We start from the raw sequence: 25,500 nt of genomic DNA on the forward strand, positions 1-25,500 counted from the left end.
TAATTTATCTTTCGTAAAACTCAATCGGCAATAAATCTGGATCAGCAATAAAAGTAAAACGTTTTTGTGTCGTTTCATCAATTCTTATCGGTTCTGATTCTATATTTTTTGAACTCAAAAAAGCAATGGTTTCTTCTAAATTAATTACTTCAAAAGCCAAATGACGCAAACCAACCGCTTCTGGTCTAGAAGGGCGTTGTGGCGGATTTGGAAATGAAAATAATTCGACAACATAAGAGCCATTCAAAGCCAAATCCAATTTATAAGATTGGCGTTCTTCACGATAGATTTCTCTAATAATCGTTAAACCTAAAATTTGAGTATAAAAGTGTTTCGATTTTTCATAATCGGAACATAAAATAGCAATATGGTGAACTTTATTAAGGGTAAGCATTATTTTTTTGATTCAGGTTCTTGATTTAATTTTCGAATAACTTTCGCTGGATTTCCAACTGCGAGTGAATTGTCCGGAATATCTTTGGTCACAACAGATCCGGCGCCAATAACACAGCCTTTTCCGATGGTGACGCCAGGGCAAATAACGGAATTCCCGCCAATCCAGCAATCGTCTCCAATTGTAACAGGATAAGCATTTTCGAGTGTTTTTCGCAATTCAGCGTCAAGCGGATGAGATGCAGTATAAATTTGAACATTTGGCGCAATGAATACATTTGAGCCAATAGTTACAGGCGCGCAATCTAGAACAACACAATTCACGTTGAAATAAACGTTCTCTCCACAGAAAATATTATAACCGTAATCGCAGTGAAATGGAGGTTCAATATATAAACCTGCTCCTGCATTCGGAATTAATTCTTTTAGAATCTCTTTTGCTTTTTTGGTAACTCTGTATTCTTTAACATTTAAGCTGTGCAAAAGATTTTTTGCCGCTCTTCGGCCTTTTAGTAACTCAGGATCAAAGGCATTGTAATATTCGCCAGAGATCATTTTTTCTTTTTCTGTTTTCATTATTTACATTTTCGTCTTGGCAATCTTTTCATGTATTTTCACTGTTTCCTGCAAAGCGGCTGTGCAATACCAGGGCGTTAATTCGGCTTCGAGCAAATTGGCCTTTATTGCCGGGTCAGTGGCAACTAGAGCTTTTGCTTCTTCTATGGTTTCAACATTGAAAATATAGATGCCTCGATAATTTCGATCGTTTTTCATGAAAGGGCCGGCTACAGCCAATTTTCCTTCTTTGGCCAATTTATTGATGTTTGCCATATGGCCTTCAAACAGCTTTTTGGTTTCTTCTTTTGAAGCTGTTGTATTGGTTCCGGATTTTAGAAGACAAAAAACATATTTTTTCATTCCGTATTCATCTGCATGAAGTGATTTTGCTAATGCTTCATCGTATTTTGCTTCGGTTTCTTGAGAAAAACCGATTGTACTGAATAGCATTATTGCCAGAATAATTAGTGAATTTTTCATAAAGCTGTTTTTCTATGTGTTTGAATTAAACTAAAGCAATTTCTTTAGTATAACAATCTGTCCTAAATGATAAACATCATGCTGAATAATTCCGTGTAGATGCTCATAATACGAATGGCCATTGTTGACATATATTTTTGCCAAATGCTCATCGTCAAAATTTTCAAAAAAAGCGTTCCAAGCTTCCTGTGATTTTGCCAAAGTTTGAAGCGATTGTTCCCATGCTGCTTCAGAAGGATCTAAAACAGGTACGAAATAATTATGATCAGGCGTTATGATGACTTCTCCGTTCATTCGGTCTAGAATATTTCGTCTCCATTGAATAAGATGATTCACAATTTCCCAAATCGTATTCAAGTTTGGATTTATCTTTTTATAAGCTTGTGCCGCTGTTACATTTTTTAAAGTTCCTGCTAGAGTAACCTCCAACCAAGGATTTCCATCATAAATGGATTGGTATAGATTTGAAATTCGTTTGCTTTCTGACATGATTTTTGGTTTTTCTATTCCTAGCTAAGATACAAATAAGTATTTTACAACTCATCCTTGAAATTCTACAATTGGGTTATTATATATTTTTTAACGCTAATTGTTAAAATACATTTGCTTCATCAAAAACCAAAGATGACATGAAAACCAAATTATTTTTTACAATAAGCTTTTTAATTTTTACAGCTTTAATTTTTGCTCAAAATACGATTTCGGGAAAAGTAGTAGATCAAAAAGGAAAACCAGTGGCAGGTGCAAATATTTATATTGATGGAACTTACGATGGAGCAACAAGTTCTGAAACGGGAGACTTTTCTTTTCAAACCAGTGAAACCGGAAACAAATTTATAATAGTTAGTTTTTTACTTTTTGAAACTTTCAAACAAGAAATTGACGTTGCAAATTATAAAGATCAAGTAATCAAATTAAGAGAAAATGTTAACGCTCTTGATGCGGTTGTTATTACGGCCGGAACATTAGAGTCTGGAGATAAAGCAAGAGTTTCGGTTTTAAAACCTTTAGATATTGTAACAACAGCTGGTTCAGCAGGAAATATTGTTGCCGCTTTGCAGACTTTGCCAGGAACGCAGAATGTGGGTGAGGATGGACGTTTGTTTGTTCGTGGAGGAGAAGCCAGCGAAACGCAGACTTTTGTCGACGGAATTCGCGTTGCACAACCATACGGAGCAACGACAAATAATTTGCCTACAAGAAGTAGATTTTCTCCTTTTTTATTTAGCGGAATCGCTTTTTCTACTGGAGGTTATTCGGCAGAATATGGTGAAGCTTTATCGAGTGTTTTGTTATTAAATACAAATGATGAGGAGGATCATGAAAAAACAGATATCGGATTTATGACGGTTGGTTTGAGTTTAGGAAATACTCAAAAATTCAAAAAAAGCTCTTTGAGTGTAAACATGATGTATGTGAATCTAGCGCCTTATCAAGCTGTAATTCCGCAAAATGTGGATTGGAATAATCCGTATCAATCACTTGGTGGAGAAACAGTTTACAGATATAATTTCACAAACGGAATCTTCAAATTATATGCTTCTTTCGACTCAGAAAAATTTGATTTGAATCAGAAGAATGTCAATTTCGAAAATCCGATCAGAACGGATATGAACAACAATAACTTCTACTTAAATTCTTCTTACAAAGGAACTTTTGGAACAGGTTGGCAATTGACTTCTGGAATTAGTTATGGTTACAGTAAAAACAAAGTGACTTACAATATCACTGACGTTGACAACAATGAAAATGCGGCGCAATTAAAATTGAAATTGCAGAAAAAAGTTTCTAACTATTTCAAATTGTCTTTTGGTACGGATTATTTCATTACCAAATTCAATGAAAATGTAAATGACAATGTTTCTGTTAATGTTGATAATGGCTACGATTCGAACATTTTTGCAGCGTACGCCGAAGGAGATATTTTGTTCTCTAAAAAATTAGCAATGAAAGTTGGTTTAAGGTATTCAAATAATAGTTTGCTGGATGAAAACAATTTTGCACCGAGAGCTTCATTGGCTTATAAAGTTTCAAAAAGCAGCCAATTCTCTTTTGCTTATGGGGATTTTTCGCAAACGCCTGTTGTTGATTATATTAAATATTCAAAATACCATCAGTTTGAGAGCGAAAAAGCAAGACATTACATTTTGAATTACCAATTTACAAAACCAGGACAAACTTTTAGAGCTGAAGCTTATTTCAAAGATTATAGCAATTTGGTTCAATACGATACAAGAGATTTACAATATAATTCGGTTTTCAATAATAACGGTTCAGGATATGCAAAAGGAATCGATTTGTTTTGGAGAGACAGCAATTTGTATAAAAATTTAGAATATTGGATTTCATATTCTTACATCGATTCTGAAAGACAATATAAAAACTTTCCAACAATGGCAACACCAAGTTTTATTGCCAATCACAGTTTGTCTGTTGTAACGAAATATTTCATTACAGACTGGAAATCGCAAGTTGGTTTTACAAACAGTTTCAGTTCAGGTCGTCCGTACAATGATCCAAATCAAACGCAATTCATGAACGGAAAAACAAAATCATACAATAGTTTGAGTTTCAATTGGGCATATCTATTGACAACACAAAAAATCCTTTATTTCTCTGTATCGAATATTTTAGGAACACAAAATGTTTTCGGATATGATTACGCTAGAAATCCAGATGCAAGTGGCGTTTATCAAAGACAAGCCGTTGTACCAACTGCTGATAGATTTTTCTTCATAGGTTTCTTTTGGACGATCAGCCAGAATAAAAATGAGAATCAGCTAAAAAATTTATAAGCAACAAAGTGACAAAGCAACAAAGTCACAAATTAACTGATGTAAAAAAGACTTTGACTCTTTGTCACTTTGTTGCTTTGTCACTTTAAAAAACAATTCAGTCACCAAATTCGACAACTCAGTACCATTTAATTTTAAAAGACTTAAAACCAGCATACTTTTGAAGTGTAAATTAAAAGGAACAAAGAAACAAAGAAACAAAGAGACAAAGGTTCAAAGTTTATTAAATAGGAAAATTAAACCTGTCACTTTGCAACTCTATACCTTTGAATCTAAAAAAATTGAATCTTAAAAAAAAGAGTTTTAATCATCAAAAAAAACTTAGAATCTCAGAACCTTAGTAACTTAAAAAAAAGAAATCATGACCAAAATTATCACAGTTATTACATTATTTATTTGCAGTTTATTATCTGCACAAACACAATTTGAACAAGGAATGGGAAAAGCTTTCGGGCTTTGGAAAGAAGGAAAAAATGCAGAAGCTTCTGCAATGTTTGAAAGAATCGCAACAGCGGAAAAAACAAGTTATCTTCCAAATTATTATGTTGCCTTGATTAATGCTACAGCAGTTTTTTCTGAAAAAGACAAAACAAAAATTGACTTGCTATTGACAAAAGCGCAAGATGCTCTGGATCAGGAAATGATTAAAGATCAAAACAATGCCGAGCTATATGTGATGCAAGCTTTGATTTACACAGGATATGTGGTAGCTGATCCAATGACAAACGGAATGAAATATTCTGGAAAAGTGATGGAAGCTTACGCAAAAGCAAAAGCGATAGATCCAAATAATCCGAGAGCCGTTTTTGGCGAAGCAGATTATCAATTAGGCGGAGCAAAATGGACAGGAGTTGATACAAAACCGCTTTGTGCACAAGTTGATAAAGCTATTGAACTTTTTGCTACATTTAAACCGGCAACGCCTTTTTCTCCAAAATGGGGATTGGAAAGAGCGGTAGAAGCACAAAAAAATTGTAAAAAATAAATTTAATTTAAGCTGATTTAGAATGAAAGACTATAGAAGTAGCTTTGCAGATGTAAGAAGTGGAACGATAACCTGTTTCAAGATTTCGATGGTCTTTGCAATTATATTTTCAGCATTTTTAGGAGACGATTTAAGTGTTAAAAATGTTCTAGTAACCTTTTTTGTAAGCTGTCTTTATTCTTTCGGACTCGGTTTCGGGAACGGATATATCAGTGTCTTTCTTGATAAAAAATGGGACTGGCTGGAGCACACAAATCTGAGGGTTTATTACGGAATTCTTTGCACGGTTCTTTATACAGTTCCCGTAGTTTTAGGAATAAATTATTTCATTTTTGTTGTTTTGCAGCATGTGACTTTAGATGTGTTTTTTAGTGCTAGAATGCTTTGGGTGCATCTTTTTTATATTGTAGTTTCTCTAGCAGTTTCAACTTTCCTTCAAGCCAGAAGTTTTATGGTAAAGTGGAAACAAGCTTCGAAATTTGAAATAACGCAACAAAAGATTATCGCTGGAACAGCAAATGCAAAATTCGAGAGTTTAAAAAACCAGATTGACCCGCATTTTCTTTTTAACAGCTTGAATGTATTAAGCTCTTTGATTGAAGAAAACCCAGATAATGCACAACGATTTACGACTTCTTTATCTAAGGTATATCGTTATGTTTTAGAACAGAAAGACAAAGAATTGGTTTCGGTTGAAGACGAATTGTCATTTGCAAAAACCTATATGAACCTTCTGAAAATGCGTTTCGAAAACAGTTTGTTTTACGAATTACCATCAGAAAACATCAATCCAGATGCAAAAGTGGTTCCGTTGTCCTTACAACTTTTGCTTGAAAATACGGTAAAACACAATATCGTAAGCGAGCAAAAACCATTGCACATTAGGATTTTTATTGACGGAGATTATCTTGCAATTCAAAATGATTTTCAAAAGAAAGAAGTTTTGCAGGACAGACAAGGAGTTGGATTGCAAAACATTGTAAGTCGATACGGAATTGTGACCAACAGAAAAGTTTTAGTAGAACAAAATGAACAGACATTCACAGTTAAGATTCCGATTTTAACTAAACAAATAACAGTTATGGAAACAAGTGCAGACTATAGCGATGAAAACAAAGCTTATTTCAGAGCTAAAAAAAGAGTAGAGGAATTAAAAGGTTTTTACGGAAATGTAATTTCGTATTGTTGCGTGATTCCGTTTTTAATTTTTATAAATTTGAGATATTCTCCTGGATTTCAATGGTTTTGGTTTTCGGCTTTGGGCTGGGGATTTGGAGTTGTAATGCACGCTTTTAAAGTTTTTGGTTACAGCTCAGATTGGGAAGAACGCAAAATCAGAGAGATCTTAGAAAAAGAAAACAACAAGCAAAACTGGAAATAATTATGGAACCAGATTATACTGAAGCAGAACGTTACTACGAAGCCCAAAAAAGAGTAAAAGAGATTAAAGAATTTTATCAGCATTTGACCGTGTTTCTTCTTTGCAATCCAATTGTAATAGTAGTCAATCTTATGACTTCTCCAGGTTATTTATGGTTTATTTGGTCTGTGTTGGGCTGGGGATTTGCAATTGTCATGCATGGAATGAAAGCTTTTAGAATTTCGCCTGCCTTTAGTAAAGAATGGGAAGAACGAAAAATTAAAGAGCTTCTAGAGAAAGAAAATAACAAAAAAATCTGGGAATAATCATGGAACCTGATCATACTCAAGCAAAACGTTATCAGAAAGCTCAAAAAAGAGTAAAAGAGATTAGAGGATTTTACGAGCATTTAACGGTTTTTATTCTAGTAACTGTAATCCTGATTGTTATAAACTTGATGACTTCGCCAGAATATTTATGGTTTATATGGTGTGTGTTTGGCTGGGGAATAGGAGTAGTGATACATGGTCTAAAAACTTTTGAAATTTCACCTGCCTTTAGTAAAGAATGGGAGGAACGAAAAATAAAAGAAATTTTAGAAAAGGAAAAAAATAAACAAACTTGAAAATAGTCATGGGAACAAATTGTAATAATGACCAAGAAAAATTTGAGTTTCAACCAATCTTTAGCAAAAAAACAATTAAACTTAAATCTTTATTCATACATACATTTATTTATGCAATTGGGCTTGTAATCTATATTTTAAAAGAATATTACGGAGTTTCGCTCAATTTCTTTCCTATACAATATTTAAACAGTGTTGTAATGGTAATTTGGACTAGTGTATTTTTAGTATCTGTAATCGATTTGTTTGCTTCGTACAAGATTTTTGATGAAGAATGGGAAGAGCGAAAAATGAAAAGCCTTTTAGATAATAAAAAAGTTAAAAAACAAAAATGGGAATAATCATGGAAGTAAATTTTAATGACGAGGATAAATATTACTTGGCTAAAAAGAAAGTCGAGAGTATTAAAGGGTTTTACGGAAACTTAACAGCCTATATTTTAGTAAACATAGTTTTGATTGTTATAAATTTAATGACTTCACCAAATCACCTTTGGTTTTATTGGCCTTTATTGTGGTGGGGCGTTGGAGTTGTTTTTCACGGATTGAAAGTCTTTGAAGTATTTCCGGTTCTTGGAAAAGATTGGGAAGAAAAAAAGATCAAAGAACTGATGGAAAAGGAAAAAGAGAACAAAAAGAAATGGCAATAATCATTAAATAATAACAAAATGGGACGCTATAGAAGACGCATGTGCGAAGAATACGGACATGAATTTAAAAATGATGAACACTTTGAAATAGCATATAAAAAAGTAAAAAGGATAAAAGGTTTTTACTCGCATTTAAAAGTTTATTTGATAGTGAACATAATCCTTATTGTTTCTAATATGAATAGAGATTTTCTAAGGATTAGATTTAATGAAAATGATTTGTTTGACTGGGAAACGTATTCAACTGCTATATTTTGGGGAATTGCCTTGTTGATCCATGCTTTCACAGTTTTTGGACCGGAGTTGTTTTTTGGATCAAACTGGGAGCAGAGAAAAATTCAGGAATACATGAATCAAGAATCACATAAGAGCAATAAATGGCAATAACTTTAAAAGAAATTTAAAATGAGACGTTTTGGAAGAAACATTTTTGAAGAATATGGCGAGGAAGAATATAGTAAAGATGAAAACTTTAATATCGCTTACAGAAAAGTCAAAAGAATAAAAGGCTTTTACTCGCATTTAAGAATTTACATTATCGTAAATGCCATCATTATAGTAACAAATTTGAACCGTGATATATTTGGAAAAGATATCATTTACAATGGTTTATCGGATTGGCATACCTATTCAACAGCGTTTTGGTGGGGAATTGCATTATTAATCCATGCTTTTACTGTTTTTGGTCCAGATGTTTTTTTTGGCAGAGAATGGGAAAAGAAAAAAATTCAGAAGTATATGGATAAAGAAGCTCAAAATACCAATAAATGGGAGTAAATTTACCAAAACCAAAACCAAATTTTTAATTTTTTTCAATTTAATAAATGACCACATTAATTATAGAAGACGAAAAACCGGCTGCAAGATTATTACAACGAAAATTAGAAAAATTAAATATTGCTGTCGAAACCATGCTGCATTCTGTCGAAGAATCTGTTGATTGGTTTGCTAATAATCAGCATCCTGATTTAATATTTTTGGATATTCAGCTTTCTGATGGTTTGTCGTTTGAAATTTTTGAAAAAATAGACATCAAAAGCGCTATCATTTTTACAACGGCTTACGATGAATATGCATTAAAAGCCTTTAAATTGAATAGCATCGATTATCTTTTAAAACCAATTGATGAAGATGATCTGGAAGTTGCGGTAACGAAATTCAAAACCCGACTTCCAAAACCCGAATCAGAAAGCAGTAATTTGCAGCTTGATTTTGAACAGATCCGAAAAATGTTGTCAAATCCGTTTGAGAAAACGTTCAAAAAACGTTTTACAGTCAAAATCGGACAGCATTTAAAAGTTATCACTACAGATGAAATCGAATGTTTTTTCAGTGAAAACAAAGGAACTTATATTCATACTTTTGACAATCGAAATTATTTGATTGATTCAACTCTGGAAATTCTGGAACAAGAATTAGATATGAAGGATTTCTTTCGCGTAAGCAGAAAATTTATTGTTCCGCTTCAGGCAATAAAAGAAATTCAGGTCTATACTAATTCCCGACTTAAAGTTATTTTGCCATCTTATAAAGAAGATGAGGTAATTGTAAGTCGCGAAAAAGTACAGGATTTTAAATCCTGGCTAGGATAAAAATCTAAATAAAAAGGCTATCTAAAAAGGATAGTTTTCTTGAAAGCTTCGGAGAAGCGAAATATTTATAGGAAAAAATAAATGTTTACAACCTAAAGCTCCGGAGGAGCGACATATATTAGCATAAAAAACATGTCGCTCCTCCGGAGCTTTTTTTATTTGTCTTATCGTAATTCTATAAATATTTTACCCCGCTGGGGTTTTTCATATAGAATAAATTTTATAAATATTCTGATCAGCAAAAAAGCTGTCCTAGTGTGACAGCTTTTTTTATTGTTTAATATATATCAATTTTATTTACTCAATCGATGCAAAGTATACGTCATCGCGCTCAAAAGGAAAAACGCCATAATTTGGTGAATTAATCCTAAAGCCAACGGCACGCTGTACAATAAAGTGAAAACGCCAAGCAAAAACTGAATGAAAACAAAAACTACAAGTGTTTTGATTCCATTTGATTGCGTATTTGTAAGCGTATATTTTTTACTTTTGAAGAAAAGAAAAAGAATAATAGCTACTACTACATAAGCGAAAGTTCTATGTACAAACTGAACACCGCTTTTTCCTTCGATTAAATTTTTAATCAAAGAAGATTGCTCAATAAAAACCGATTCGTGAATAAATTCGCCATCGCTCATTAAAGGCCAGTGATTGTGAATTAATCCGGCATTTAGTCCAGCTACAAATCCGCCATAAATAATTTGAATTAATAGCGCAGCTAAAGCATAACGCGCAATATTTCGAAGTGGTAAAATCTTGTTGATATTTCTTTCAGGATAAATCAAATCAAGCGCCACCCAAAGCGTGTAGGCAAAAGTGATAAAGGCAAAAGTCAAGTGTAATGAAAGGCGGAAGTGGCTAACATCTGGATTATCTATTAATCCACTACGAACCATGAACCATCCAAGGAAACCTTGAAAACCTCCCATTGCCAAAAGAACAATGCATTTTTTGATAGTATCAGTATCTAATTTCTTTTTGAATAAAAAGTAAACAAAAGGCACAAAGAAAACCAAACCAATAATACGTCCGATAAAACGGTGAAACCATTCCCAGAAATAAATGAATTTATAATCAGCTAATTGAAAATCGTTGTGAATATTGATTTTTTGATACTCAGGAAATTTCTTGTATTCGTCAAAAGCCGCTTGCCATTTGGCTTCTGTTAAAGGCGGGAAAGTGTCGGTTACCAAATGCCAGTCGGTCATAGATAAACCTGAATTGGTCAAACGCGTGATACCGCCAACAACGACCATTAAAAATAATAAAACACAACCCGATAGTAACCAAATGATTACTGATTTATTCTCTTTTTTCATTTTATTAAATACTTATTTCTCTATTTTTTTCAAGCCTAATTTTTCAGCTCTTTTAATCACAAAATCATAAGCGGCTTGATATTCATTTGGAATATCACCTTCCAAAATAGCTTCTTTTACTGCTTCTTTCAAAATACCAATTTCACGTGAGGGTTTCAAATCGAACATTTCCATAATTTCTTCACCGGAAATTGGCGGTTGGAAATTACGAACATGATCGCGTTCTTCAACTTCGACAATTTTCTTACGGACAAGCTCGAAGTTTTTATGGTATTTTTTAAATTTCGCAGGATTTTTGGTCGTGATGTCAGCTTCGCATAAAATCATTAAATTTTCTACATCTTCACCAGCGTCAAAAACCAAACGGCGAACCGCACTGTCAGTCACAATATCTTGCGCCAAAACAATTGGGCGTGAACTCATGATAACCATTTTCTGAACGAACTTCATTTTGTGGTTCAAAGGCATGTGTAAACGTTCGAAGATTTTCTTGGCCATTTTTCCACCAAGAAACTCATGTCCGTGAAAAGTCCAGCCTTGTTTTTTGTTGAAACGTTTTGTTGGTGCTTTCCCAATATCATGCAATAAAGCGGCCCAGCGCAACCAAACATCATCTGTATTTGGGCAAATGTTATCTACAACTTCAAGCGTGTGATAGAAATTGTTTTTATGCGTATGTCCTTCAATTTCTTCCACCTGATTTAAAGCTGTCAATTCAGGTAAAATAATATCTAAAAGTCCGGTTTTGTACAAAAGTAAAAATCCAGTTGAAGGTTGAGGTGTCGAAAGAATTTTATTCAACTCGTCAACTATTCTTTCGCCAGAAATGATTTTGATGCGATCTGCATTTTTTGTGATGGCATTCAGTGAATTTTCTTCGATTTCAAAATTCAATTGCGTTGCAAAACGAATTGCGCGAAGCATTCGCAAAGGATCATCAGAGTACGTAATGTCTGGATCCAAAGGCGTTTTGATCGTTTTGCTTTCTAAATGTGCCAAACCATTAAAAGGATCAAGAAGATCTCCGAAGTTTTTTTCATTTAAAGATAAAGCCAAAGCATTGATCGTAAAATCACGACGATTTTGGTCATCTTGTAAAGTTCCGTTTTCTACAATTGGGTTTCGGCTGTCACGGTTATACGATTCTTTTCGGGCACCCACAAATTCTATATCAGTATCTTCAAAACGAAGCATGGCTGTTCCGTAAGTTTTAAAAACTTGAACTTTTGGCTTGTTTGGAAGCAAATCAGAAACCTTTAAAGCTAATTCGATGCCACTTCCAACAGCCACAACGTCAATGTCTTTTTTAGAACCTCGGTTTAAAAGCAAATCACGAACAAATCCGCCGATCACGTAAGAGTCAACATTTAATTCCTGAGAAGCTTTCGAAATAATATCGAAGATTTTGTTTTGTAAAGCAGTTTTATAATTTGTTTGTATAGCCACGAATTCACTAATTTTTGAATAAAAGTCAATTTCAAATTTCTAAGAAATGAAATGCATGCAAATTTACAACATAGAAAATGCCTATTATAATCTAGAGCCCACTTTTTTGAACTATTTCACATTTTGAAGCATCAATTTTTATGAATCGAGAAAGGTTTGCCACAAATTGCACGAATTTCCACGAATTTATTTTTTTTGGCAACAGATTAATAAGGATTAAATAGATTTAAAAAATCTGTGTTAATTTTATTCTATGGTAGATAAATATGATTTACCACAAATTACACAAATTTTCACAAATTGATTTTCAATTCTGCTGTAGATTACATAATTAAATTGGTTGAAAAATCTATGTAGATCTTTTAATTTGTGGCAAAGAACCTCAAAGAATAATTTGTGGAAATTTGTGTAATTTGTGGTTAAAAAACATTTATGCAACAATAAAACAAATCAATTAAGATAATCAATTTTTAAAATTTCAATTTGTATTTTTGAATCATACAAAAAAACACAAATGAAAATTGTTATATCTCCGGCGAAATCATTGAATTTCGAAAAAGAATTACCAACATCTCAATATACTGAACCTTCATTTTTGAAAGAAGCACGTTTGGTTCACAAAGTAGTAAAAACAAAAAAGCCAGCTGAATTATCAGAATTAATGTCAATTTCAGACAAACTTGCCGATTTAAACTGGAAAAGAAATCAGGATTGGAAAACGCCTTTTTCTCCAGAAAATGCACGTCCAGCAGTTTACACTTTTGATGGTGACGTGTATACAGGTTTAGATGCCTATACGATTCCGCTAGAGAAATTAGAGGTTCTTCAAGATAAATTAAGAATTTTATCTGGACTTTACGGACTTTTAAAACCATTAGATTTAATGCAGGCTTATCGTCTGGAAATGGGAACAAAAATGCCAGTGGGAGAATCTAAAAATCTGCACGAATTTTGGAAACCGGTTGTTACAAAAGCTTTAAACAAAGAATTGAAAAAAGGTGAATTGTTTGTGAACTTAGCTAGTAACGAATATTTTTCTGCTGTTGATGTAAAAGCTTTAAAAGTGCCTGTAATTTCACCAGATTTTAAAGATTACAAAGACGGAAAACTTAAAATGATCAGTTTCTTTGCGAAAAAGGCGAGAGGGATGATGGTTCGTTATATTATCGATACAAATGCTGAAACAATTGATGACTTAAAAGGTTTCAATTACGAAGGATATCAGTTTGATGCAAATCTTTCAAAAGGAAATCATTTGGTTTTTACAAGATAGATTTTTTTAAAGATACTAAGGTTCTAAGTTGCTAGGATTCTAAGTTTTAGAACGTAGCTTATAAACTGAAAACTGCCACAGAAAACTGTGACTAAAAAATAAACGCCGAATTCTAAATGTTGAATTCGGCGTTTCTGCGTATTATAAAATTATTATTATTAATGCATTGCGTCGGCTGCACTAATCTTGTTCTTCCCTTTCTTGATGAAAAGGATAATCGGTATGCAACATAAAAACATTATTCCTAAATACATGAAGATGTCCATATACGACATTACAGTACTTTGTTTTAAAATTGAATATTCTAAAGCTTGATAAGCCTTTTTTAAAGCAACATCTGCACTGTAGCCTTTCGCCATAAATGCATGCTGCATTCCTGTAATTCGTTGCTGCACTTCAAATTTTGCAGGATCTAGATTGTTTATTAAATCTACTCTGTGTGACTGCGTGAAACGAGTAATAAAAGTGGTGATAATGGCAATACCAAATGAACCACCTAATTGCCTCATCATTCCGGTAAAAGCGGCGCCTTCACCAATTTGTTTTCCTTTTAACGTTGAAAGCGAAAGTGTTGTAATAGGCACAAAAAGTAATCCTAACCCAATTCCTCTTAAAATTAAAGGCCAATACATATGTTCTACACCAGTATCAGGAGTCATTCGCGTATACATCATAAAAGTGAAGAGGAAGAAAATTAAAAATCCAACTCCCACCATATATGCCTGTGGAACTCCTTTTTGAATCATATTACCCACAAAAGGCATCATTATTGCCGTTGTGATCGATCCCGGAATCAATAATAAACCTGCGTCAGTTGCTGTCCATCCTAAAATGGATTGCGTGTAAATTGGGATAATCAATGTTGATCCGTACAAACCAAAACCAAGAATGAAACATAAAATCGTTCCGATTCTTAAATTTCCATCTTTTAAAACACTTAAATTTACAATTGGATGTTTATAAGTTAGCTCTCTCCAAATAAACAATACCAATCCAAGAACGGTTACAACACTTAATGTCACAATCAGTCCATCGTTAAACCAATCGTCTTGCTGGCCGTGTTCTAATACGAATTGCAATGAACCAATAAAGGCACTCAATAATATGATTCCCCACCAGTCAACCTGATTTGCTTTTAGTTTTTCACCATATTTTGGGCTTCTTACAAAAGTAAGTGCTAAAATTGTAGCAATAATTCCCAATGGAATATTGATGTAAAATATATAAGGCCAAGAGTAATTATCTACCAAATATCCTCCTAACGGCGGACCAAGAGTCGGACCAACAATTACACCCATTCCGTAGATAGCTTGTGCCATTCCACGTTTTGCAACTGGGTAACTTTCAGTAATAATGGTTTGTGCAGTTACAAGTAATGCACCTCCACCCATTCCTTGGAAAAACCTAAAAGCTACAAGTTCCCATATATTGCTGGCGTTTCCACATAAAAAGGAACAGACTGTAAATAATATGATCGATGCCACAAAATAATTACGTCTTCCAAATTGCTGTGACAGCCAGCTCGTCATCGGAATTACAATTACATTCGCAATTGCGTATGCTGTAATAACCCATGCCACATCAGTCAAGGTAGCACCAAGACTTCCGCGCATGTCTGTAAGCGCTACGTTTACAATCGTTGTATCTACAATTTCCAGCAGTGCACAAAGTACCGCTGTTATCGTAATGATAACACGTCTGAAGCCGTATTCTACTAAATCGTCATCTGCTTGTACTGCTGTTGCCATTTATCTTATTTCAAATGTACGTCTACGTCAACATTCATTCCTGGACGTAATAATTTTACTTTTTCTGGATCGTTTGAAGGATCTAAACTAATTTTTACTGGTAATCTTTGAATTGTTTTTACAAAATTTCCTGTTGCATTGTCAGGAGGAAGTAAAGAAAAACGAGATCCCGTTGCAGGAGAAAACGAAGTTACAATTCCTTTGAATTCATAGTTTGGATATGCATCTACTTTTAAGCTTACTTTTTGTCCCACAACCATTTTGTTTAATTGTGTTTCTTTAAAGTTTGCTACAACCCAAGCTTCATTGTTGTTGATGATATAAAACAAAGATTGTCCTGGTTGCACTAATTGTCCTGGCTGAATATCAACTTTAGAAACTTGTCCGTCAATAGCTGCTGTTACTACAGTATAAGTAAGATTCAATTTTGCAACATCAAGCATTGTTTGTGCTTTTTTGATGTTAGCCGCCGCAACCTCAGTTTGTTTGTCTGAAACTTTAGATTTAGATTGAATTACTGATTTTTGGTATGACGTTGCTTTTTGTTGTTGTTCTAAAACACGTACTTGATTTTCAGCCTCTTCTTTAGCAGTCAAAGCTTGTTCATATTGTTGTTTTGTAATTGTATGTGTTTTGTACAAATTATTGTAACGGTTGTAATCGTTTGTAAGCTGTCTTAATCTAATTTTAGCACTTTCAATAGAACCGCTTGCAGATCTCATTTGAGCATCAGAAACATTAATGCTTGCGTACGCACTTCCAATATCAGCTTTTGCAGCTTCATATTGACTTTCAGCTCCTAATAATGCAGCGTTTGCTTCATCAATTTTTAATTGATAATCTCTTTTGTCGATTGTAAATAAAGTATCTCCTTTTTTTACAAAATCATTATCTTTCACATAAACTTTGCTGATATATCCTGATACTCTAGGAATAATCGGATTCATTTTTTTCTCGATTTGAGCATCATCCGTTTCTTCGTGAGCTTGAGAGTGCAAGTATTTAGATATCCCGTAAGTTCCGCCTCCTAAAATAAGAACTGCAAGTATGATGATGAATTTTTTATTTGTTTTTTTCTTTTCCATGAGAGCTATCGATTATATTTTAGAAAGATTGAATGATTGAGAAATTTGTCCTGTTGCCGTAAGCAATTCATAATATTTCTGAATGATATTGGCTTTTGATAATGCTTTGTTAATTTGAGTGCTTAATTGATCTACATCTGCTTCAAGTAAGTCATTTGTGTCTGATAAACCGTTATCGTATTTGTCTTTTACAATACGGTAATTTTCAGATGCTTGCGCTACAGCTTGTTCAAAAACTGCATCTTGGCTAATTGCCAAATCATAATCTTCAGCCGCTTTTTGTACTTGTACTTTAATATGATCAGTCAAGATTTCCTCAGAATGTTTTACTTCTTCAGATTTGCTTTGTGCTGCTTTAACATTATTGCCGTTTTTTATCAAACCAGACAAATCATAAGAAAGTCCAACTCCCACATTAGTTAAGTTGGTAGCATTTACAAAGTTTTTAACATCTAATAAAGCATAACCGCCTAAGACAACAATTGAAGGATAGTAGCTGCTTTTAGCAATCTTTACATTGTTTTCGCTAGCTTTACTTTGTAAGCGAACAGACTCCAAATCTTTTCTGTTTTCTAATGCAATTTGTGTATCAGATTCTAGAACACGAGGTTCAAACTTAACTAAATCTGCTTCATTAACAGCAATTTTAGTATTTGGATCCATTTTAAGAAGGGTAACCAAATAGTAATTGGTAATACTCACATTGTTTTTCGCTTCATCAACCAATAATTGAACTCTAGAAAGATTCAATTGTGCTTTTAAAAGATCATTTTTAGGGATGATTCCATTTTTCTCCAATTGAGTAAAATCAGTTACACGTTGTTCTGAACTTTTTTTGTTTTCTTCTAATAATTCAAGACTTTTTTGTGCTTTGTATAAGTTGGTATAATACTGTACGGTACGTAAAGCAACATCTTCTTTAGTTTTTACTGCATTAGCACTTTCGGCTAAGTACATGTTATTACGGAGGTCAACATTATTCTGGATTTTAAATCCAGAAAAAAGTGGCATTGTAACTCCCGCTTGCGCAAAAACAACTTGATTCATTTTTGGAGCAGGTCCCGCAGCAGGATCAGAAGAATTATCACTAGATTGTGATTCCATATGAATGTTTGCTGTTGGAAAGTATTGATATTGTGACGACAATTTAAGATCAGGATACTGACTGTCTTTTGCCGTTTGCAATTCATATTTTTTTGAGTTTACCTTAGAATTGGCAAGTGACGATTCACTACTTTTTTCCCAAGCCAGTTTTACGGCTTCGTCCAAGGTTAAACTTGTTTTTTCTTGTGCTTCTATTGAAGATATTCCGATAAAGAAAACTCCAAAGAGCATTAATTGACTAATTTTCATAAACAAGTAGCGCTTTTATAGTTTGTTGAATGTGCTTTGTAAGATTGTTTTTAATGTAATTGTTAAACATTTCTTCCGTTTTTAAATCCAGTAATTCTTCGAAGAAAGAGCGATTCATATGAAAGTGAAAAAAGGTTCCAATAATTGTTGGCGTAATCAATGGGATGTTTAGGTCTTTTCTAAAAACGCCTTGATCTTGTCCTTGTTTGATAATGCTTTCTACAGATTTTAAATTTCCTTTTTTAAGTTCGGTAAATGCGTTTAGGCTTTTTTCTCTTTTTTTATTGTTTAATTCAAAATGTAAAACCCTGTAAATGCCTTTGTTAAGACAGATTCTGTTAATGTAAATTTCGATTAATTTATTGACTTTTTCAAGTGGCTCAATATTTTCCTGCAGTAAATTTTCGAGTTGTAATTTTAAATCAGTGGTTTTATGGAGAATCAAAGCTTCAAGAAGCCGCTCTTTTGATCCAAAATAATAAGACACCATAGCAATATTGATTTTTGCCTCTTTTGAGATGTCCCGAATGGATGTCCCCTCAAATCCTTTCTCGGAAAATAACCTTTCCGCAACTTCCAGAATCTGAATTTTTTTATCGTTTAATTCGATGTTTGACATAATAGTATTTGTAATCGAGTACAAAATTAAACAGTTGTTTAATTTAAACACTTGTTTAATTTTGTTTTAACATAATATTAACATAAAACGGTGTAGTGATTTTATGTTAATTTATGCTTATGAAAGTTTTTTTAAGAATAAAAAAAGCTTAAAAACTGAATGTTTTTAGGCTTTTTCGCAATCTTGTCATTTCGACGAAAGAGAAATCCTCGCTAGTAACTCCGCAATCTAAAGTTTCAAACTTTGTCGAGCTACTTGCGAGGATTTCTCCTGCGTCGAAATGACAAACTAGACTTTTAATATCTATTTTATGTACCTGTAGGCTTTTTTATCTTTGCTATTTAATAATTCCATTTCTGAATTATTAAGTCTTAAAATTTTAAGATTGTATAGAATTTGATTTTTAAAAATTACGGTAATAACGTTGTTTTTTAAAGTATAATTGGCAACTTCTTTTTCAATTGTTTTTCCATTCGATAATAATTCAAAAATCAATAAATTATCTTTTGTAAAAGTCGTTCGATCTTCAATATTTTTACCAGTTGTATCTACTAGATCCTTCATTTTCCAACTTCCAATTAGTTTGTCTGTTTGAATTTCTTGACATGAACTTATTGAGATAAGTAAAATAATGATAGTTAAATATTTTACCATTTTCACCTTGATTTAAACTATCGAATCCCTCCAACAAACTCAGCAATTTTCCCGCTTCCGCTTTCACTCAAATGTTTAATAAAAGCACTTCCAATAATAGCGCCTTTTGCATATTTAGTAGCTTGGCTGAAAGTTTCTTTATTTGAAATTCCGAAACCAACAATTTGAGGATTTTTCAAATTCATGCTTCCAATTCTTTCGAAATAATCTTCCTGAACATTTCCAAAACCACTTTGAGAACCCGTAACACTTGCCGAACTTACCATATAAATAAATCCGTTTGAAACGCTGTCGATAAAACGAATTCTTTCGTCTGAAGTTTGAGGCGTAATCAAAAACACATTAATTAATCCATATTTTTCGAATATCGCTTTGTATTCATCCGCATAAACATCAACCGGAAGATCTGGAATAATTAAACCATCGATTCCAATTTCAGCACATTTTTGGCAAAAAGCCTCAACGCCGTATTGCAACATCGGATTAAAATATCCCATAATAATCAACGGAATTTTTACGCTTGCGCGAATGTTTTTCAGCTGATCGAAAAGAATTTGAGTTGTCATTCCGTTATGAAGCGCCTGCGTCGAGCTCGCCTGAATTGTTGGCCCATCTGCCAAAGGATCACTAAACGGAAGTCCAATTTCGATTAAATCAACGCCGTTTTTTTCTAAATCCTGAATAATCTGCACCGTATCGTTTAAGTTAGGATATCCTGCAGAAAAATAGATCGAAAGGATCTTTTTATCTTCTTGTAATTTTTGAGTTATTCTGTTCATTTTGATATGTTTTTCTCCTGCAAGGTTTTCAAAACCTTGTAGGTATATTAAGTTTATTTGAAAATTATTTCACGCAGATTTAAATTGATTTACGCTGATTTACGCAGATTATTTAATTTAAATCTGCTTTAATCTGCATAATCTGCGTGAAACAAATTTTTTAAAATTGTTTATTCAGTTATTCTTTTAAAATTTAATAATCTGGCTCTTCCAATCATCACCTTGTTTTTCAACTAATAATAATCCCGAATCTGAATCATTCATCTGGGCAATTAATTCGCCTTTGTTATTCCAAAAGGCACTTTGTCCCGCTGAGGGCGAACCCCAAGATTCTCCACTGAAATTCGACATCAATACATTCATTTGATGTTTTTCGGCATAATTTTGCAAATCCCTGTACGCATTCGGAATTCCATTTGGAGAAAAGAAAATACTCGCAATATAAATATCAGTTTCTTTGTTTTTGGCATTTTCTGGATGCTTCGGATTGTCAATATCGGCACAAATCGCAAATGAGATTTTCTTATTATCAATCGTAATCATTGGATTATAATTGAAAGACGACTGGAAAAATTCATCTTCACCTTCATGCAAAAACTGCTTCGTATAAATTGAAACTGTATTATCAGGAGAAATTACAAATTCACCAATAAATATTTCATTTTCAACTTGAATAGGAGCGCCGGCAATAATGATAATATTGTTTTTGAAAGCCAATTCTTTTAAATGATCAATTCTATAATCGTCTTTTGTAAAAGCTAGCGGTACCGCATTTTCTCTTTCATAACCTGTGATAGACATTTCAGGAAAAACAATCAAATTAGCGCCATTTTGTGCTGCCAATTCAATAAGCTGATAATGATTCAATAGATTGGAAGATATATCTCCGCGTTTTGGTTTTGTTTGTGCAGCTGCTAAAATCATTTTTTTCTTCTGAGATTTAACTTTCCATATAAATCCAGGCAGTTTCTCCAGATTGCAGTTTTACTTGAACTCTTTTGTAAGCATTGGATTCAAATAAATCTACTTTAGCTAAATCTGCAATTGAAACTTCGAAAACCACGCCATGAATAATGTCTGCAGGATTTTCGCTCGGAACTACAACAACATAGTCAGCCATTCCAAATTCTTCTTCTATTTGTAAACTTTTAAGTTTGTAGCCCAAAAGCTGATCTGCAGTACCAGTCAAGACTCTGTTAAAAACTTGTCTTTGGATTTCTTTTGATCTTAATGTTCCGTAAGAGAATAACTTTTCCATAAATTATTATTTTTATCGTTATTTGGTTTTATTGGCGAACGCCCAAATTACGATTTTTATTACAATTTAAAATAGTCAATATAATTATCTAAATCTTTATCACCACGTCCTGAAAGGCTAATTACGACAACATCAGTTGGTTTAAATTTCTTTTGATCTAAAACCGCAAATGCATGTGCACTTTCGATTGCCGGAATAATTCCTTCTAATTTTGTCAATTGCAAACCAGCATTCATGGCATCATCGTCGGTAACAGAGAAAAATTCGCCTCTTCCTGTTTGTGCCAAATGTGCGTGCAAAGGTCCAACTCCTGGATAATCTAATCCCGCAGAAATAGAATATGGTTCTGTAATTTGCCCGTCAAGAGTTTGCATTAATAAGGTTTTGCAACCATGAATAACGCCTACTTTACCTAATTTGCTTGTTGCAGCACTATGACCGCTATCCACACCTTTTCCTGCAGCTTCAACTGCAATAATTCCAACTTCTGGTTCGTGCAAAAAGTGATAATACGTTCCTGCGGCGTTACTTCCGCCACCAATACAAGCTACCACATAATCTGGATTTTCGCGTCCTTCTTTTTCTTTTAACTGCCATTTTATTTCTTCGGAAATAATACTCTGAAAACGCGTAACCATATCTGGATAAGGATGTGGCCCAATTGCTGATCCAATAATATAATGTGTATCTACAGGATTATTGATCCAGTCACGAATAGCCTCGTTTGTAGCGTCTTTTAAAGTTCGAGAACCTGAAAGAGCGGGACGAACTTCTGCGCCCAACATTTTCATACGAGCCACGTTTGGTGCCTGACGCGCAATGTCGATTTCGCCCATATAAACGATGCATTCAATTCCCATTAAAGCGCAAACCGTTGCTGTTGCCACACCATGCTGGCCAGCACCAGTTTCGGCAATAATTCTTTTTTTGCCTAAACGTTTAGCCAACAAAATTTGGCCGATTGTGTTGTTTACTTTGTGCGCTCCAGTATGGTTTAAGTCTTCTCTTTTTAGATAAACTTTGGTATTGTATTTCTCAGATAAACGTTTTGCGAAATACAGCGGACTAGGGCGTCCCACATAATCTTTTAATAATTGATTGAACTCTGCTTTAAAATCAGGCTCGTCCATTATGCTTAAATACTTTTGGCGTAATTCTTCTACATTTGGATACAGCATTTCAGGGATGTAAGCTCCACCAAATTCTCCGTAATATCCTTTTTCGTTGACGTTAAAACTCATTTTTTTTAAAGTTTAAATGTTTACAATTTCAAATTTTCGCTTAAAATTGCTTAATAGATTTTTATTTTTTAGCCCCGGTTCGATTTCAAATTTACTGTTTACATCAACAGCATAAATAGGTAATTTGGTTTTTGAAATTTCTTCAATGGCGTTTAATTCTTCCATTCCGATGCCTCCGCTTAAAAAGAAAGGTTTTTTCGAATTGTATTTTTTTAAGATGTTCCAGTCGAAAATTGTCCCGTTTCCGCCTGGAAGTTTTCCTTTTGTGTCAAACAGAAAATAGTCGCAGACATTTTCAAAAGGTTTAATGATTTCAAAATCAAAATTTTCATCAGCCGAAAATACTTTAATAATTTCGATTTCCTTCGAAAGTTTTTCTTTTAATTCTGAGCAAAATTCAACCGATTCTTCTCCGTGCAATTGAACGGCTTGTAAATTGAATTTTGCAACTTTTTCCAAAATTTCATCCTGACTTTGATTGACAAAAACACCCACTTTTTTGATTGTTTTTATCAATTCAGGAACAGTATCGTTGCAATATCTAGCGGACTTTTTCCAGAAAATAAATCCCATATAATCGGGCAGGAGCGCACCTACCTCGAGGATATTTTCTGGATATTTCATACCGCATATTTTGAGTTTCATTTCGTTGTGTTTTTTTTTAACGCAAAGCGCGCTAAGATTTTTTCTTTTGTTCTGTGTTTACAATGCGAAAAAGTTCGCAAAGCTTTGTGTTTGTCTTTTTGCCACGAATTGCACGAATTAACACGAATTTAATTTGTGGAAATTTGTGTAATTTGTGGCAACTTTTTAAAGCTGATTAATAAAATCCGTTGCGGCTTTTCCAGCATTTTCGGTTTTCATAAAGTTTTCTCCAATCAGGAAACCTTTGTAACCGTAAGGCTTTAGTTCCTGAATAGCTTCGATTGATGAGATACCGCTTTCAGAAACTTTTACAAAATCATCCGGGATTTGCGAAGCTAATTCTTTACTGAAATCTAAGCTTACTTCGAAAGTTTTCAAGTTTCTGTTGTTTACGCCAATCATGTCTAAAGTCGGCATAATTGATTTTTCTAATTCTTCCTGATTGTGAACTTCTAATAGAACTTCTAAACCTAAACTTTTTGCAAATTCAGATAATGACTTTATTTCGTCGCGCGTTAAAACTGCTGCGATTAACAAAATCAAATCTGCGCCGTGCGCTTTTGCTTCTAAAATTTGGTATTCATCAACTATAAATTCTTTTCGCAAAAGCGGAATATTTACTGAAGCTCTCGCCAAAAGCAAATCGTCTAAAGATCCGCCGAAATATTTTCCATCGGTTAAAACTGAAATTCCGCATGCGCCTGCAGTTTCATAACCTTTTACTACTTCTTCAACTGTAAAATTATTGTTGATGATTGATTTTGAAGGCGAACGGCGTTTGTGTTCGGCAATAATTCCGGAATTGCTTTCTTTTAATTTCTGACTAAGAGAAATAGTCTGTTTTCCAAAAAATGCCGAAGCTTCTAACTGAGAAATCGGAATGATGGATTTTTTGAGAATAACTTCTCTTTGTTTATCAAGTATTATTTTATCTAAAATGTTCATTGTCTTGATTTGTTTCAAGTTTCAAGTTTTTTTAGTTTCACGTTCCAACAACTTGAAACATGAAACATGAAACCTGAAACTAAATTTTACTTAATTCTTGTAATTTATTTAAAGCTTTCAATCCTTTTCCAGAGAATAAACTTTCTTTTGCCAGTTCAAATCCTTCTTGCGGAGTGCATTTATTGACTGTTGCAATTGCCATTGCTGCATTGGCTAAAACAACATTATTTTGTGCTTCGTTTCCTTTTCCGGAAATAATGTTTGTGAAAATTTCTGCCGATTCTTCTATGGTTTTTCCGCCTTCGATTTCAGTTTGAGATAAAAGACGAACGCCAAAATCTTCTGGTTTAATCATACCTTCCATGTGGCTGGTGATGATTTTTGTTGGTCCGGTCAAAGAAATTTCGTCATAACCGTCAAGCGAATGCAGGATGGTAAAATTCACATCAGTATTTTGATATAAATAAGCGTACATTCTAGCTAATTCTAAGTTGAAAACCCCAACTAATTGATTTTGTGGAAATGCTGGATTTACCATTGGTCCTAACATGTTGAAGAAGGTTTTTACCGCCAATTCTTTTCTGATTGGTCCAACATTTTTCATCGCTGGGTGAAATAGGGGAGCGTGTAAAACGCATATTCCCGCTTGGTCAATACATTTTTCTAAGAAATCTGGGTCGTTGCTGAATTTTATTCCCATTTGTTCCATTACGTTGCTTGATCCTGAAATCGATGAAACTCCGTAATTTCCGTGTTTGGCAACTTTTATTCCCGCTCCGGCAGCAACAAATGAAGCCAAAGTCGAAATGTTGAAAGTATCTTTTCCGTCACCGCCCGTTCCACATAAATCGATTGTGTTGTAAGCTGATAAATCAACACGAATGCATAAATCGAGTAAAGCTTCGCGAAAGCCAGAAAGCTCATCAATGGTAATGCTTCGCATCATATAAACAGTCAAAAATGCCGAAATTTGGCTTGGATTGTATTGACCGCTTGAAATATTAATCAATACGTTTTTTGCTTCTTCTTTTGTAAGCACTTCGTGATTGATTAATTTGTTTAATATAGTTTTCATTTTTTTGAGTCTTAAAGTCGAAAGTCAAAAGTCTGAAAGTCTTCTGTTTTTCGTACTTGTTTTAGTGTTGTGTTATTTATATTTTTTTAGTTCGTATTTGACTTTATGACTTTCGACATTAGACTTTACGACTAAATTTTTTAATGTTCATTTCCTTGATAAATCCACATAGGTTCTGTTTTTCCGGCACGTTCAAAACCATTTTTTTTATAAAAATCAACCGATTTTCCGTCAGCAGTCAACATTTGCATATGAAAGTGACTGTATTTCTCTTGCATTTTATCCATAATCAATTTCCCGATTCCTTTTCCTTGATAGTCCGGAAGAACCAATAAATGCGGATAATAAACTGTCAAATGTCCATCAGAAATTGCATTTCCAAGTCCGACTAGTTTTTTTCCTTCCCAAGCCGTTATTAATGTTTCCGAATTTAATAATCCGTTATAAAGTTCGTTTGGTTTGCTCGCCGAACTCCATTCGTTTGCTTTGTATAAAACTAAAATATCGTCTATGTTGATTTCTCTGGTTTCTGAAATAGTTATTTCCATAAGTCTTAAAGTCCAAAGTCGAAAGTCATAAAGTTTTCCAACTTTGATGTTTTTAGAGTTGATTTATATTTTTTT

30 protein-coding genes are annotated in these 25,500 nt (G+C 33.6%); 11 read left to right on the top strand and 19 right to left on the bottom strand.

Annotated elements, in window-relative coordinates; translation table 11 throughout:
* Positions 1-4 precede the first annotated feature (4 nt).
* The 4 genes from gloA2 to H600_RS0106890 are packed head-to-tail and all read right to left on the bottom strand — an operon-like array spanning position 5 to position 1,920.
* A complete protein-coding gene (gene gloA2, locus H600_RS0106875) occupies positions 5-394 on the bottom strand; it encodes an SMU1112c/YaeR family gloxylase I-like metalloprotein (protein WP_026728088.1) in 390 nt (129 codons plus the stop codon).
* Positions 394-969: a sugar O-acetyltransferase gene (locus H600_RS0106880; protein WP_026728089.1), complete on the bottom strand. Its 576-nt coding sequence runs from the start codon at positions 967-969 to the stop codon at positions 394-396. The genes gloA2 and H600_RS0106880 overlap by 1 nt, the downstream gene beginning before the upstream one ends.
* A gap of 3 nt (positions 970-972) precedes the next feature.
* The gene (locus H600_RS0106885) at positions 973-1,431 is read right to left on the bottom strand and encodes a YciI family protein (RefSeq protein ID WP_026728090.1); all 459 of its coding nucleotides are present in this window, start codon (positions 1,429-1,431) and stop codon (positions 973-975) included.
* A 30-nt stretch (positions 1,432-1,461) separates the two neighbouring features.
* On the bottom strand, positions 1,462-1,920 hold the full coding sequence (locus H600_RS0106890) for a DinB family protein (RefSeq protein ID WP_026728091.1): 459 nt from the start codon (positions 1,918-1,920) through the stop codon (positions 1,462-1,464).
* Positions 1,921-2,060: 140 nt separating this feature from the next.
* Between H600_RS0106890 and H600_RS0106895 the strand changes: the two genes are divergently transcribed.
* The 10 genes from H600_RS0106895 (at position 2,061) to H600_RS0106945 (ending at position 9,437) form a co-directional block, all read left to right on the top strand.
* Positions 2,061-4,226 (top strand): TonB-dependent receptor, encoded by a 2,166-nt coding sequence (locus tag H600_RS0106895; RefSeq protein ID WP_026728092.1) that lies wholly within the window; start codon positions 2,061-2,063, stop codon positions 4,224-4,226.
* 361 nt (positions 4,227-4,587) lie between these two features.
* Positions 4,588-5,211, top strand: a complete 624-nt coding sequence (locus tag H600_RS0106905) for a tetratricopeptide repeat protein (RefSeq protein ID WP_026728093.1) — start codon at positions 4,588-4,590, stop codon at positions 5,209-5,211.
* Between the two features lie 22 nt (positions 5,212-5,233).
* On the top strand, positions 5,234-6,592 hold the full coding sequence (locus H600_RS0106910; RefSeq protein ID WP_026728094.1) for a 2TM domain-containing protein: 1,359 nt from the start codon (positions 5,234-5,236) through the stop codon (positions 6,590-6,592).
* A 2-nt stretch (positions 6,593-6,594) separates the two neighbouring features.
* Entirely contained in the window at positions 6,595-6,897 is a 303-nt protein-coding gene (locus H600_RS0106915; RefSeq protein ID WP_026728095.1) for a 2TM domain-containing protein, read from the top strand.
* Between the two features lie 2 nt (positions 6,898-6,899).
* Positions 6,900-7,196: a 2TM domain-containing protein gene (locus tag H600_RS0106920; protein ID WP_035108448.1), complete on the top strand. Its 297-nt coding sequence runs from the start codon at positions 6,900-6,902 to the stop codon at positions 7,194-7,196.
* Between the two features lie 8 nt (positions 7,197-7,204).
* The gene (locus H600_RS0106925; protein WP_026728097.1) at positions 7,205-7,537 is read left to right on the top strand and encodes a 2TM domain-containing protein; all 333 of its coding nucleotides are present in this window, start codon (positions 7,205-7,207) and stop codon (positions 7,535-7,537) included.
* Between the two features lie 2 nt (positions 7,538-7,539).
* The gene (locus H600_RS0106930) at positions 7,540-7,845 is read left to right on the top strand and encodes a 2TM domain-containing protein (RefSeq protein WP_245176546.1); all 306 of its coding nucleotides are present in this window, start codon (positions 7,540-7,542) and stop codon (positions 7,843-7,845) included.
* An 18-nt stretch (positions 7,846-7,863) separates the two neighbouring features.
* On the top strand, positions 7,864-8,232 hold the full coding sequence (locus H600_RS0106935; protein ID WP_026728099.1) for a 2TM domain-containing protein: 369 nt from the start codon (positions 7,864-7,866) through the stop codon (positions 8,230-8,232).
* Positions 8,233-8,250: 18 nt separating this feature from the next.
* Complete coding sequence (locus H600_RS0106940) at positions 8,251-8,622, top strand: 2TM domain-containing protein (protein WP_026728100.1); 372 nt, start codon at positions 8,251-8,253, stop codon at positions 8,620-8,622.
* 47 nt (positions 8,623-8,669) lie between these two features.
* Positions 8,670-9,437, top strand: coding sequence for a LytR/AlgR family response regulator transcription factor (locus tag H600_RS0106945; RefSeq protein ID WP_026728101.1), 768 nt, complete (start codon positions 8,670-8,672; stop codon positions 9,435-9,437).
* Positions 9,438-9,730: 293 nt separating this feature from the next.
* On the opposite strand, the gene H600_RS0106950 is transcribed toward H600_RS0106945, so the two are convergent.
* Both H600_RS0106950 and H600_RS0106955 read right to left on the bottom strand, forming a co-directional pair.
* Positions 9,731-10,756: a COX15/CtaA family protein gene (locus H600_RS0106950; RefSeq protein ID WP_026728102.1), complete on the bottom strand. Its 1,026-nt coding sequence runs from the start codon at positions 10,754-10,756 to the stop codon at positions 9,731-9,733.
* Between the two features lie 12 nt (positions 10,757-10,768).
* On the bottom strand, positions 10,769-12,202 hold the full coding sequence (locus H600_RS0106955) for a CCA tRNA nucleotidyltransferase (RefSeq protein WP_026728103.1): 1,434 nt from the start codon (positions 12,200-12,202) through the stop codon (positions 10,769-10,771).
* Between the two features lie 514 nt (positions 12,203-12,716).
* Here H600_RS0106955 and yaaA point away from each other — a divergent pair.
* Entirely contained in the window at positions 12,717-13,475 is a 759-nt protein-coding gene (gene yaaA, locus H600_RS0106960) for a peroxide stress protein YaaA (protein ID WP_026728104.1), read from the top strand.
* 158 nt (positions 13,476-13,633) lie between these two features.
* Here the strand turns inward: yaaA and H600_RS0106965 are convergent, their stop codons facing one another.
* The 13 genes from H600_RS0106965 to H600_RS0107025 all read right to left on the bottom strand — a co-directional run bounded on the left by H600_RS0106965 (position 13,634) and on the right by H600_RS0107025 (position 25,425).
* Positions 13,634-15,223 (bottom strand): MDR family MFS transporter, encoded by a 1,590-nt coding sequence (locus tag H600_RS0106965; protein WP_026728105.1) that lies wholly within the window; start codon positions 15,221-15,223, stop codon positions 13,634-13,636.
* A 5-nt stretch (positions 15,224-15,228) separates the two neighbouring features.
* Positions 15,229-16,308 carry an HlyD family secretion protein gene (locus H600_RS0106970; RefSeq protein WP_026728106.1) on the bottom strand — a complete coding sequence of 360 codons (1,080 nt, stop codon included), beginning with the start codon at positions 16,306-16,308 and terminating at the stop codon, positions 15,229-15,231.
* Positions 16,309-16,320: 12 nt separating this feature from the next.
* Positions 16,321-17,661: a TolC family protein gene (locus H600_RS0106975; protein ID WP_026728107.1), complete on the bottom strand. Its 1,341-nt coding sequence runs from the start codon at positions 17,659-17,661 to the stop codon at positions 16,321-16,323.
* Complete coding sequence (locus H600_RS0106980; RefSeq protein ID WP_026728108.1) at positions 17,651-18,280, bottom strand: TetR/AcrR family transcriptional regulator; 630 nt, start codon at positions 18,278-18,280, stop codon at positions 17,651-17,653. Before H600_RS0106980 ends, H600_RS0106975 begins: the two co-directional genes overlap by 11 nt.
* 303 nt (positions 18,281-18,583) lie before the next feature.
* Positions 18,584-18,934 (bottom strand): lipocalin family protein, encoded by a 351-nt coding sequence (locus H600_RS0106985; RefSeq protein ID WP_026728109.1) that lies wholly within the window; start codon positions 18,932-18,934, stop codon positions 18,584-18,586.
* Between the two features lie 17 nt (positions 18,935-18,951).
* On the bottom strand, positions 18,952-19,713 hold the full coding sequence (gene trpA, locus H600_RS0106990) for a tryptophan synthase subunit alpha (RefSeq protein WP_026728110.1): 762 nt from the start codon (positions 19,711-19,713) through the stop codon (positions 18,952-18,954).
* 186 nt (positions 19,714-19,899) lie between these two features.
* A complete protein-coding gene (locus tag H600_RS0106995; protein WP_026728111.1) occupies positions 19,900-20,637 on the bottom strand; it encodes a carbon-nitrogen hydrolase family protein in 738 nt (245 codons plus the stop codon).
* 16 nt (positions 20,638-20,653) lie between these two features.
* Complete coding sequence (locus tag H600_RS0107000) at positions 20,654-20,971, bottom strand: gamma-glutamylcyclotransferase family protein (RefSeq protein ID WP_026728112.1); 318 nt, start codon at positions 20,969-20,971, stop codon at positions 20,654-20,656.
* Positions 20,972-21,030: 59 nt separating this feature from the next.
* Positions 21,031-22,212: a tryptophan synthase subunit beta gene (trpB, locus tag H600_RS0107005; protein ID WP_026728113.1), complete on the bottom strand. Its 1,182-nt coding sequence runs from the start codon at positions 22,210-22,212 to the stop codon at positions 21,031-21,033.
* A 12-nt stretch (positions 22,213-22,224) separates the two neighbouring features.
* Positions 22,225-22,857, bottom strand: coding sequence for a phosphoribosylanthranilate isomerase (locus tag H600_RS0107010; RefSeq protein ID WP_026728114.1), 633 nt, complete (start codon positions 22,855-22,857; stop codon positions 22,225-22,227).
* A 165-nt stretch (positions 22,858-23,022) separates the two neighbouring features.
* Complete coding sequence (trpC, locus tag H600_RS0107015; protein ID WP_026728115.1) at positions 23,023-23,802, bottom strand: indole-3-glycerol phosphate synthase TrpC; 780 nt, start codon at positions 23,800-23,802, stop codon at positions 23,023-23,025.
* A 79-nt stretch (positions 23,803-23,881) separates the two neighbouring features.
* On the bottom strand, positions 23,882-24,877 hold the full coding sequence (gene trpD / locus H600_RS0107020) for an anthranilate phosphoribosyltransferase (RefSeq protein WP_026728116.1): 996 nt from the start codon (positions 24,875-24,877) through the stop codon (positions 23,882-23,884).
* A 140-nt stretch (positions 24,878-25,017) separates the two neighbouring features.
* On the bottom strand, positions 25,018-25,425 hold the full coding sequence (locus H600_RS0107025; RefSeq protein ID WP_026728117.1) for a GNAT family N-acetyltransferase: 408 nt from the start codon (positions 25,423-25,425) through the stop codon (positions 25,018-25,020).
* Positions 25,426-25,500 lie beyond the last annotated feature (75 nt).

It is taken from the genome of Flavobacterium denitrificans DSM 15936, assembly GCF_000425445.1.
GTDB classification, from domain to species: Bacteria; Bacteroidota; Bacteroidia; order Flavobacteriales; family Flavobacteriaceae; genus Flavobacterium; species Flavobacterium denitrificans.

Bases quoted from the DNA above. Each gene is read 5' to 3' on its own strand.
- trpC (WP_026728115.1), bottom strand. From the start codon at position 23,802: ATGAACATTTTAGATAAAATAATACTTGATAAACAAAGAGAAGTTATT.
- H600_RS0106905 (WP_026728093.1), top strand. From the start codon at position 4,588: ATGACCAAAATTATCACAGTTATTACATTATTTATTTGCAGTTTATTA.
- H600_RS0107025 (WP_026728117.1), bottom strand. From the start codon at position 25,425: ATGGAAATAACTATTTCAGAAACCAGAGAAATCAACATAGACGATATT.
- trpD (WP_026728116.1), bottom strand. From the start codon at position 24,877: ATGAAAACTATATTAAACAAATTAATCAATCACGAAGTGCTTACAAAA.
- H600_RS0106920 (WP_035108448.1), top strand. From the start codon at position 6,900: ATGGAACCTGATCATACTCAAGCAAAACGTTATCAGAAAGCTCAAAAA.
- H600_RS0106915 (WP_026728095.1), top strand. From the start codon at position 6,595: ATGGAACCAGATTATACTGAAGCAGAACGTTACTACGAAGCCCAAAAA.
- H600_RS0106940 (WP_026728100.1), top strand. From the start codon at position 8,251: ATGAGACGTTTTGGAAGAAACATTTTTGAAGAATATGGCGAGGAAGAA.
- H600_RS0106880 (WP_026728089.1), bottom strand. From the start codon at position 969: ATGAAAACAGAAAAAGAAAAAATGATCTCTGGCGAATATTACAATGCC.
- H600_RS0106980 (WP_026728108.1), bottom strand. From the start codon at position 18,280: ATGTCAAACATCGAATTAAACGATAAAAAAATTCAGATTCTGGAAGTT.
- H600_RS0106970 (WP_026728106.1), bottom strand. From the start codon at position 16,308: ATGGAAAAGAAAAAAACAAATAAAAAATTCATCATCATACTTGCAGTT.
- H600_RS0107010 (WP_026728114.1), bottom strand. From the start codon at position 22,857: ATGAAACTCAAAATATGCGGTATGAAATATCCAGAAAATATCCTCGAG.
- H600_RS0106950 (WP_026728102.1), bottom strand. From the start codon at position 10,756: ATGAAAAAAGAGAATAAATCAGTAATCATTTGGTTACTATCGGGTTGT.
- trpB (WP_026728113.1), bottom strand. From the start codon at position 22,212: ATGAGTTTTAACGTCAACGAAAAAGGATATTACGGAGAATTTGGTGGA.
- yaaA (WP_026728104.1), top strand. From the start codon at position 12,717: ATGAAAATTGTTATATCTCCGGCGAAATCATTGAATTTCGAAAAAGAA.
- H600_RS0106890 (WP_026728091.1), bottom strand. From the start codon at position 1,920: ATGTCAGAAAGCAAACGAATTTCAAATCTATACCAATCCATTTATGAT.
- H600_RS0106985 (WP_026728109.1), bottom strand. From the start codon at position 18,934: ATGGTAAAATATTTAACTATCATTATTTTACTTATCTCAATAAGTTCA.
- trpA (WP_026728110.1), bottom strand. From the start codon at position 19,713: ATGAACAGAATAACTCAAAAATTACAAGAAGATAAAAAGATCCTTTCG.
- H600_RS0106995 (WP_026728111.1), bottom strand. From the start codon at position 20,637: ATGATTTTAGCAGCTGCACAAACAAAACCAAAACGCGGAGATATATCT.
- H600_RS0106925 (WP_026728097.1), top strand. From the start codon at position 7,205: ATGGGAACAAATTGTAATAATGACCAAGAAAAATTTGAGTTTCAACCA.
- H600_RS0106965 (WP_026728105.1), bottom strand. From the start codon at position 15,223: ATGGCAACAGCAGTACAAGCAGATGACGATTTAGTAGAATACGGCTTC.
- H600_RS0106945 (WP_026728101.1), top strand. From the start codon at position 8,670: ATGACCACATTAATTATAGAAGACGAAAAACCGGCTGCAAGATTATTA.
- gloA2 (WP_026728088.1), bottom strand. From the start codon at position 394: ATGCTTACCCTTAATAAAGTTCACCATATTGCTATTTTATGTTCCGAT.
- H600_RS0106910 (WP_026728094.1), top strand. From the start codon at position 5,234: ATGAAAGACTATAGAAGTAGCTTTGCAGATGTAAGAAGTGGAACGATA.
- H600_RS0106935 (WP_026728099.1), top strand. From the start codon at position 7,864: ATGGGACGCTATAGAAGACGCATGTGCGAAGAATACGGACATGAATTT.
- H600_RS0107000 (WP_026728112.1), bottom strand. From the start codon at position 20,971: ATGGAAAAGTTATTCTCTTACGGAACATTAAGATCAAAAGAAATCCAA.
- H600_RS0106930 (WP_245176546.1), top strand. From the start codon at position 7,540: ATGGAAGTAAATTTTAATGACGAGGATAAATATTACTTGGCTAAAAAG.
- H600_RS0106975 (WP_026728107.1), bottom strand. From the start codon at position 17,661: ATGAAAATTAGTCAATTAATGCTCTTTGGAGTTTTCTTTATCGGAATA.
- H600_RS0106885 (WP_026728090.1), bottom strand. From the start codon at position 1,431: ATGAAAAATTCACTAATTATTCTGGCAATAATGCTATTCAGTACAATC.
- H600_RS0106895 (WP_026728092.1), top strand. From the start codon at position 2,061: ATGAAAACCAAATTATTTTTTACAATAAGCTTTTTAATTTTTACAGCT.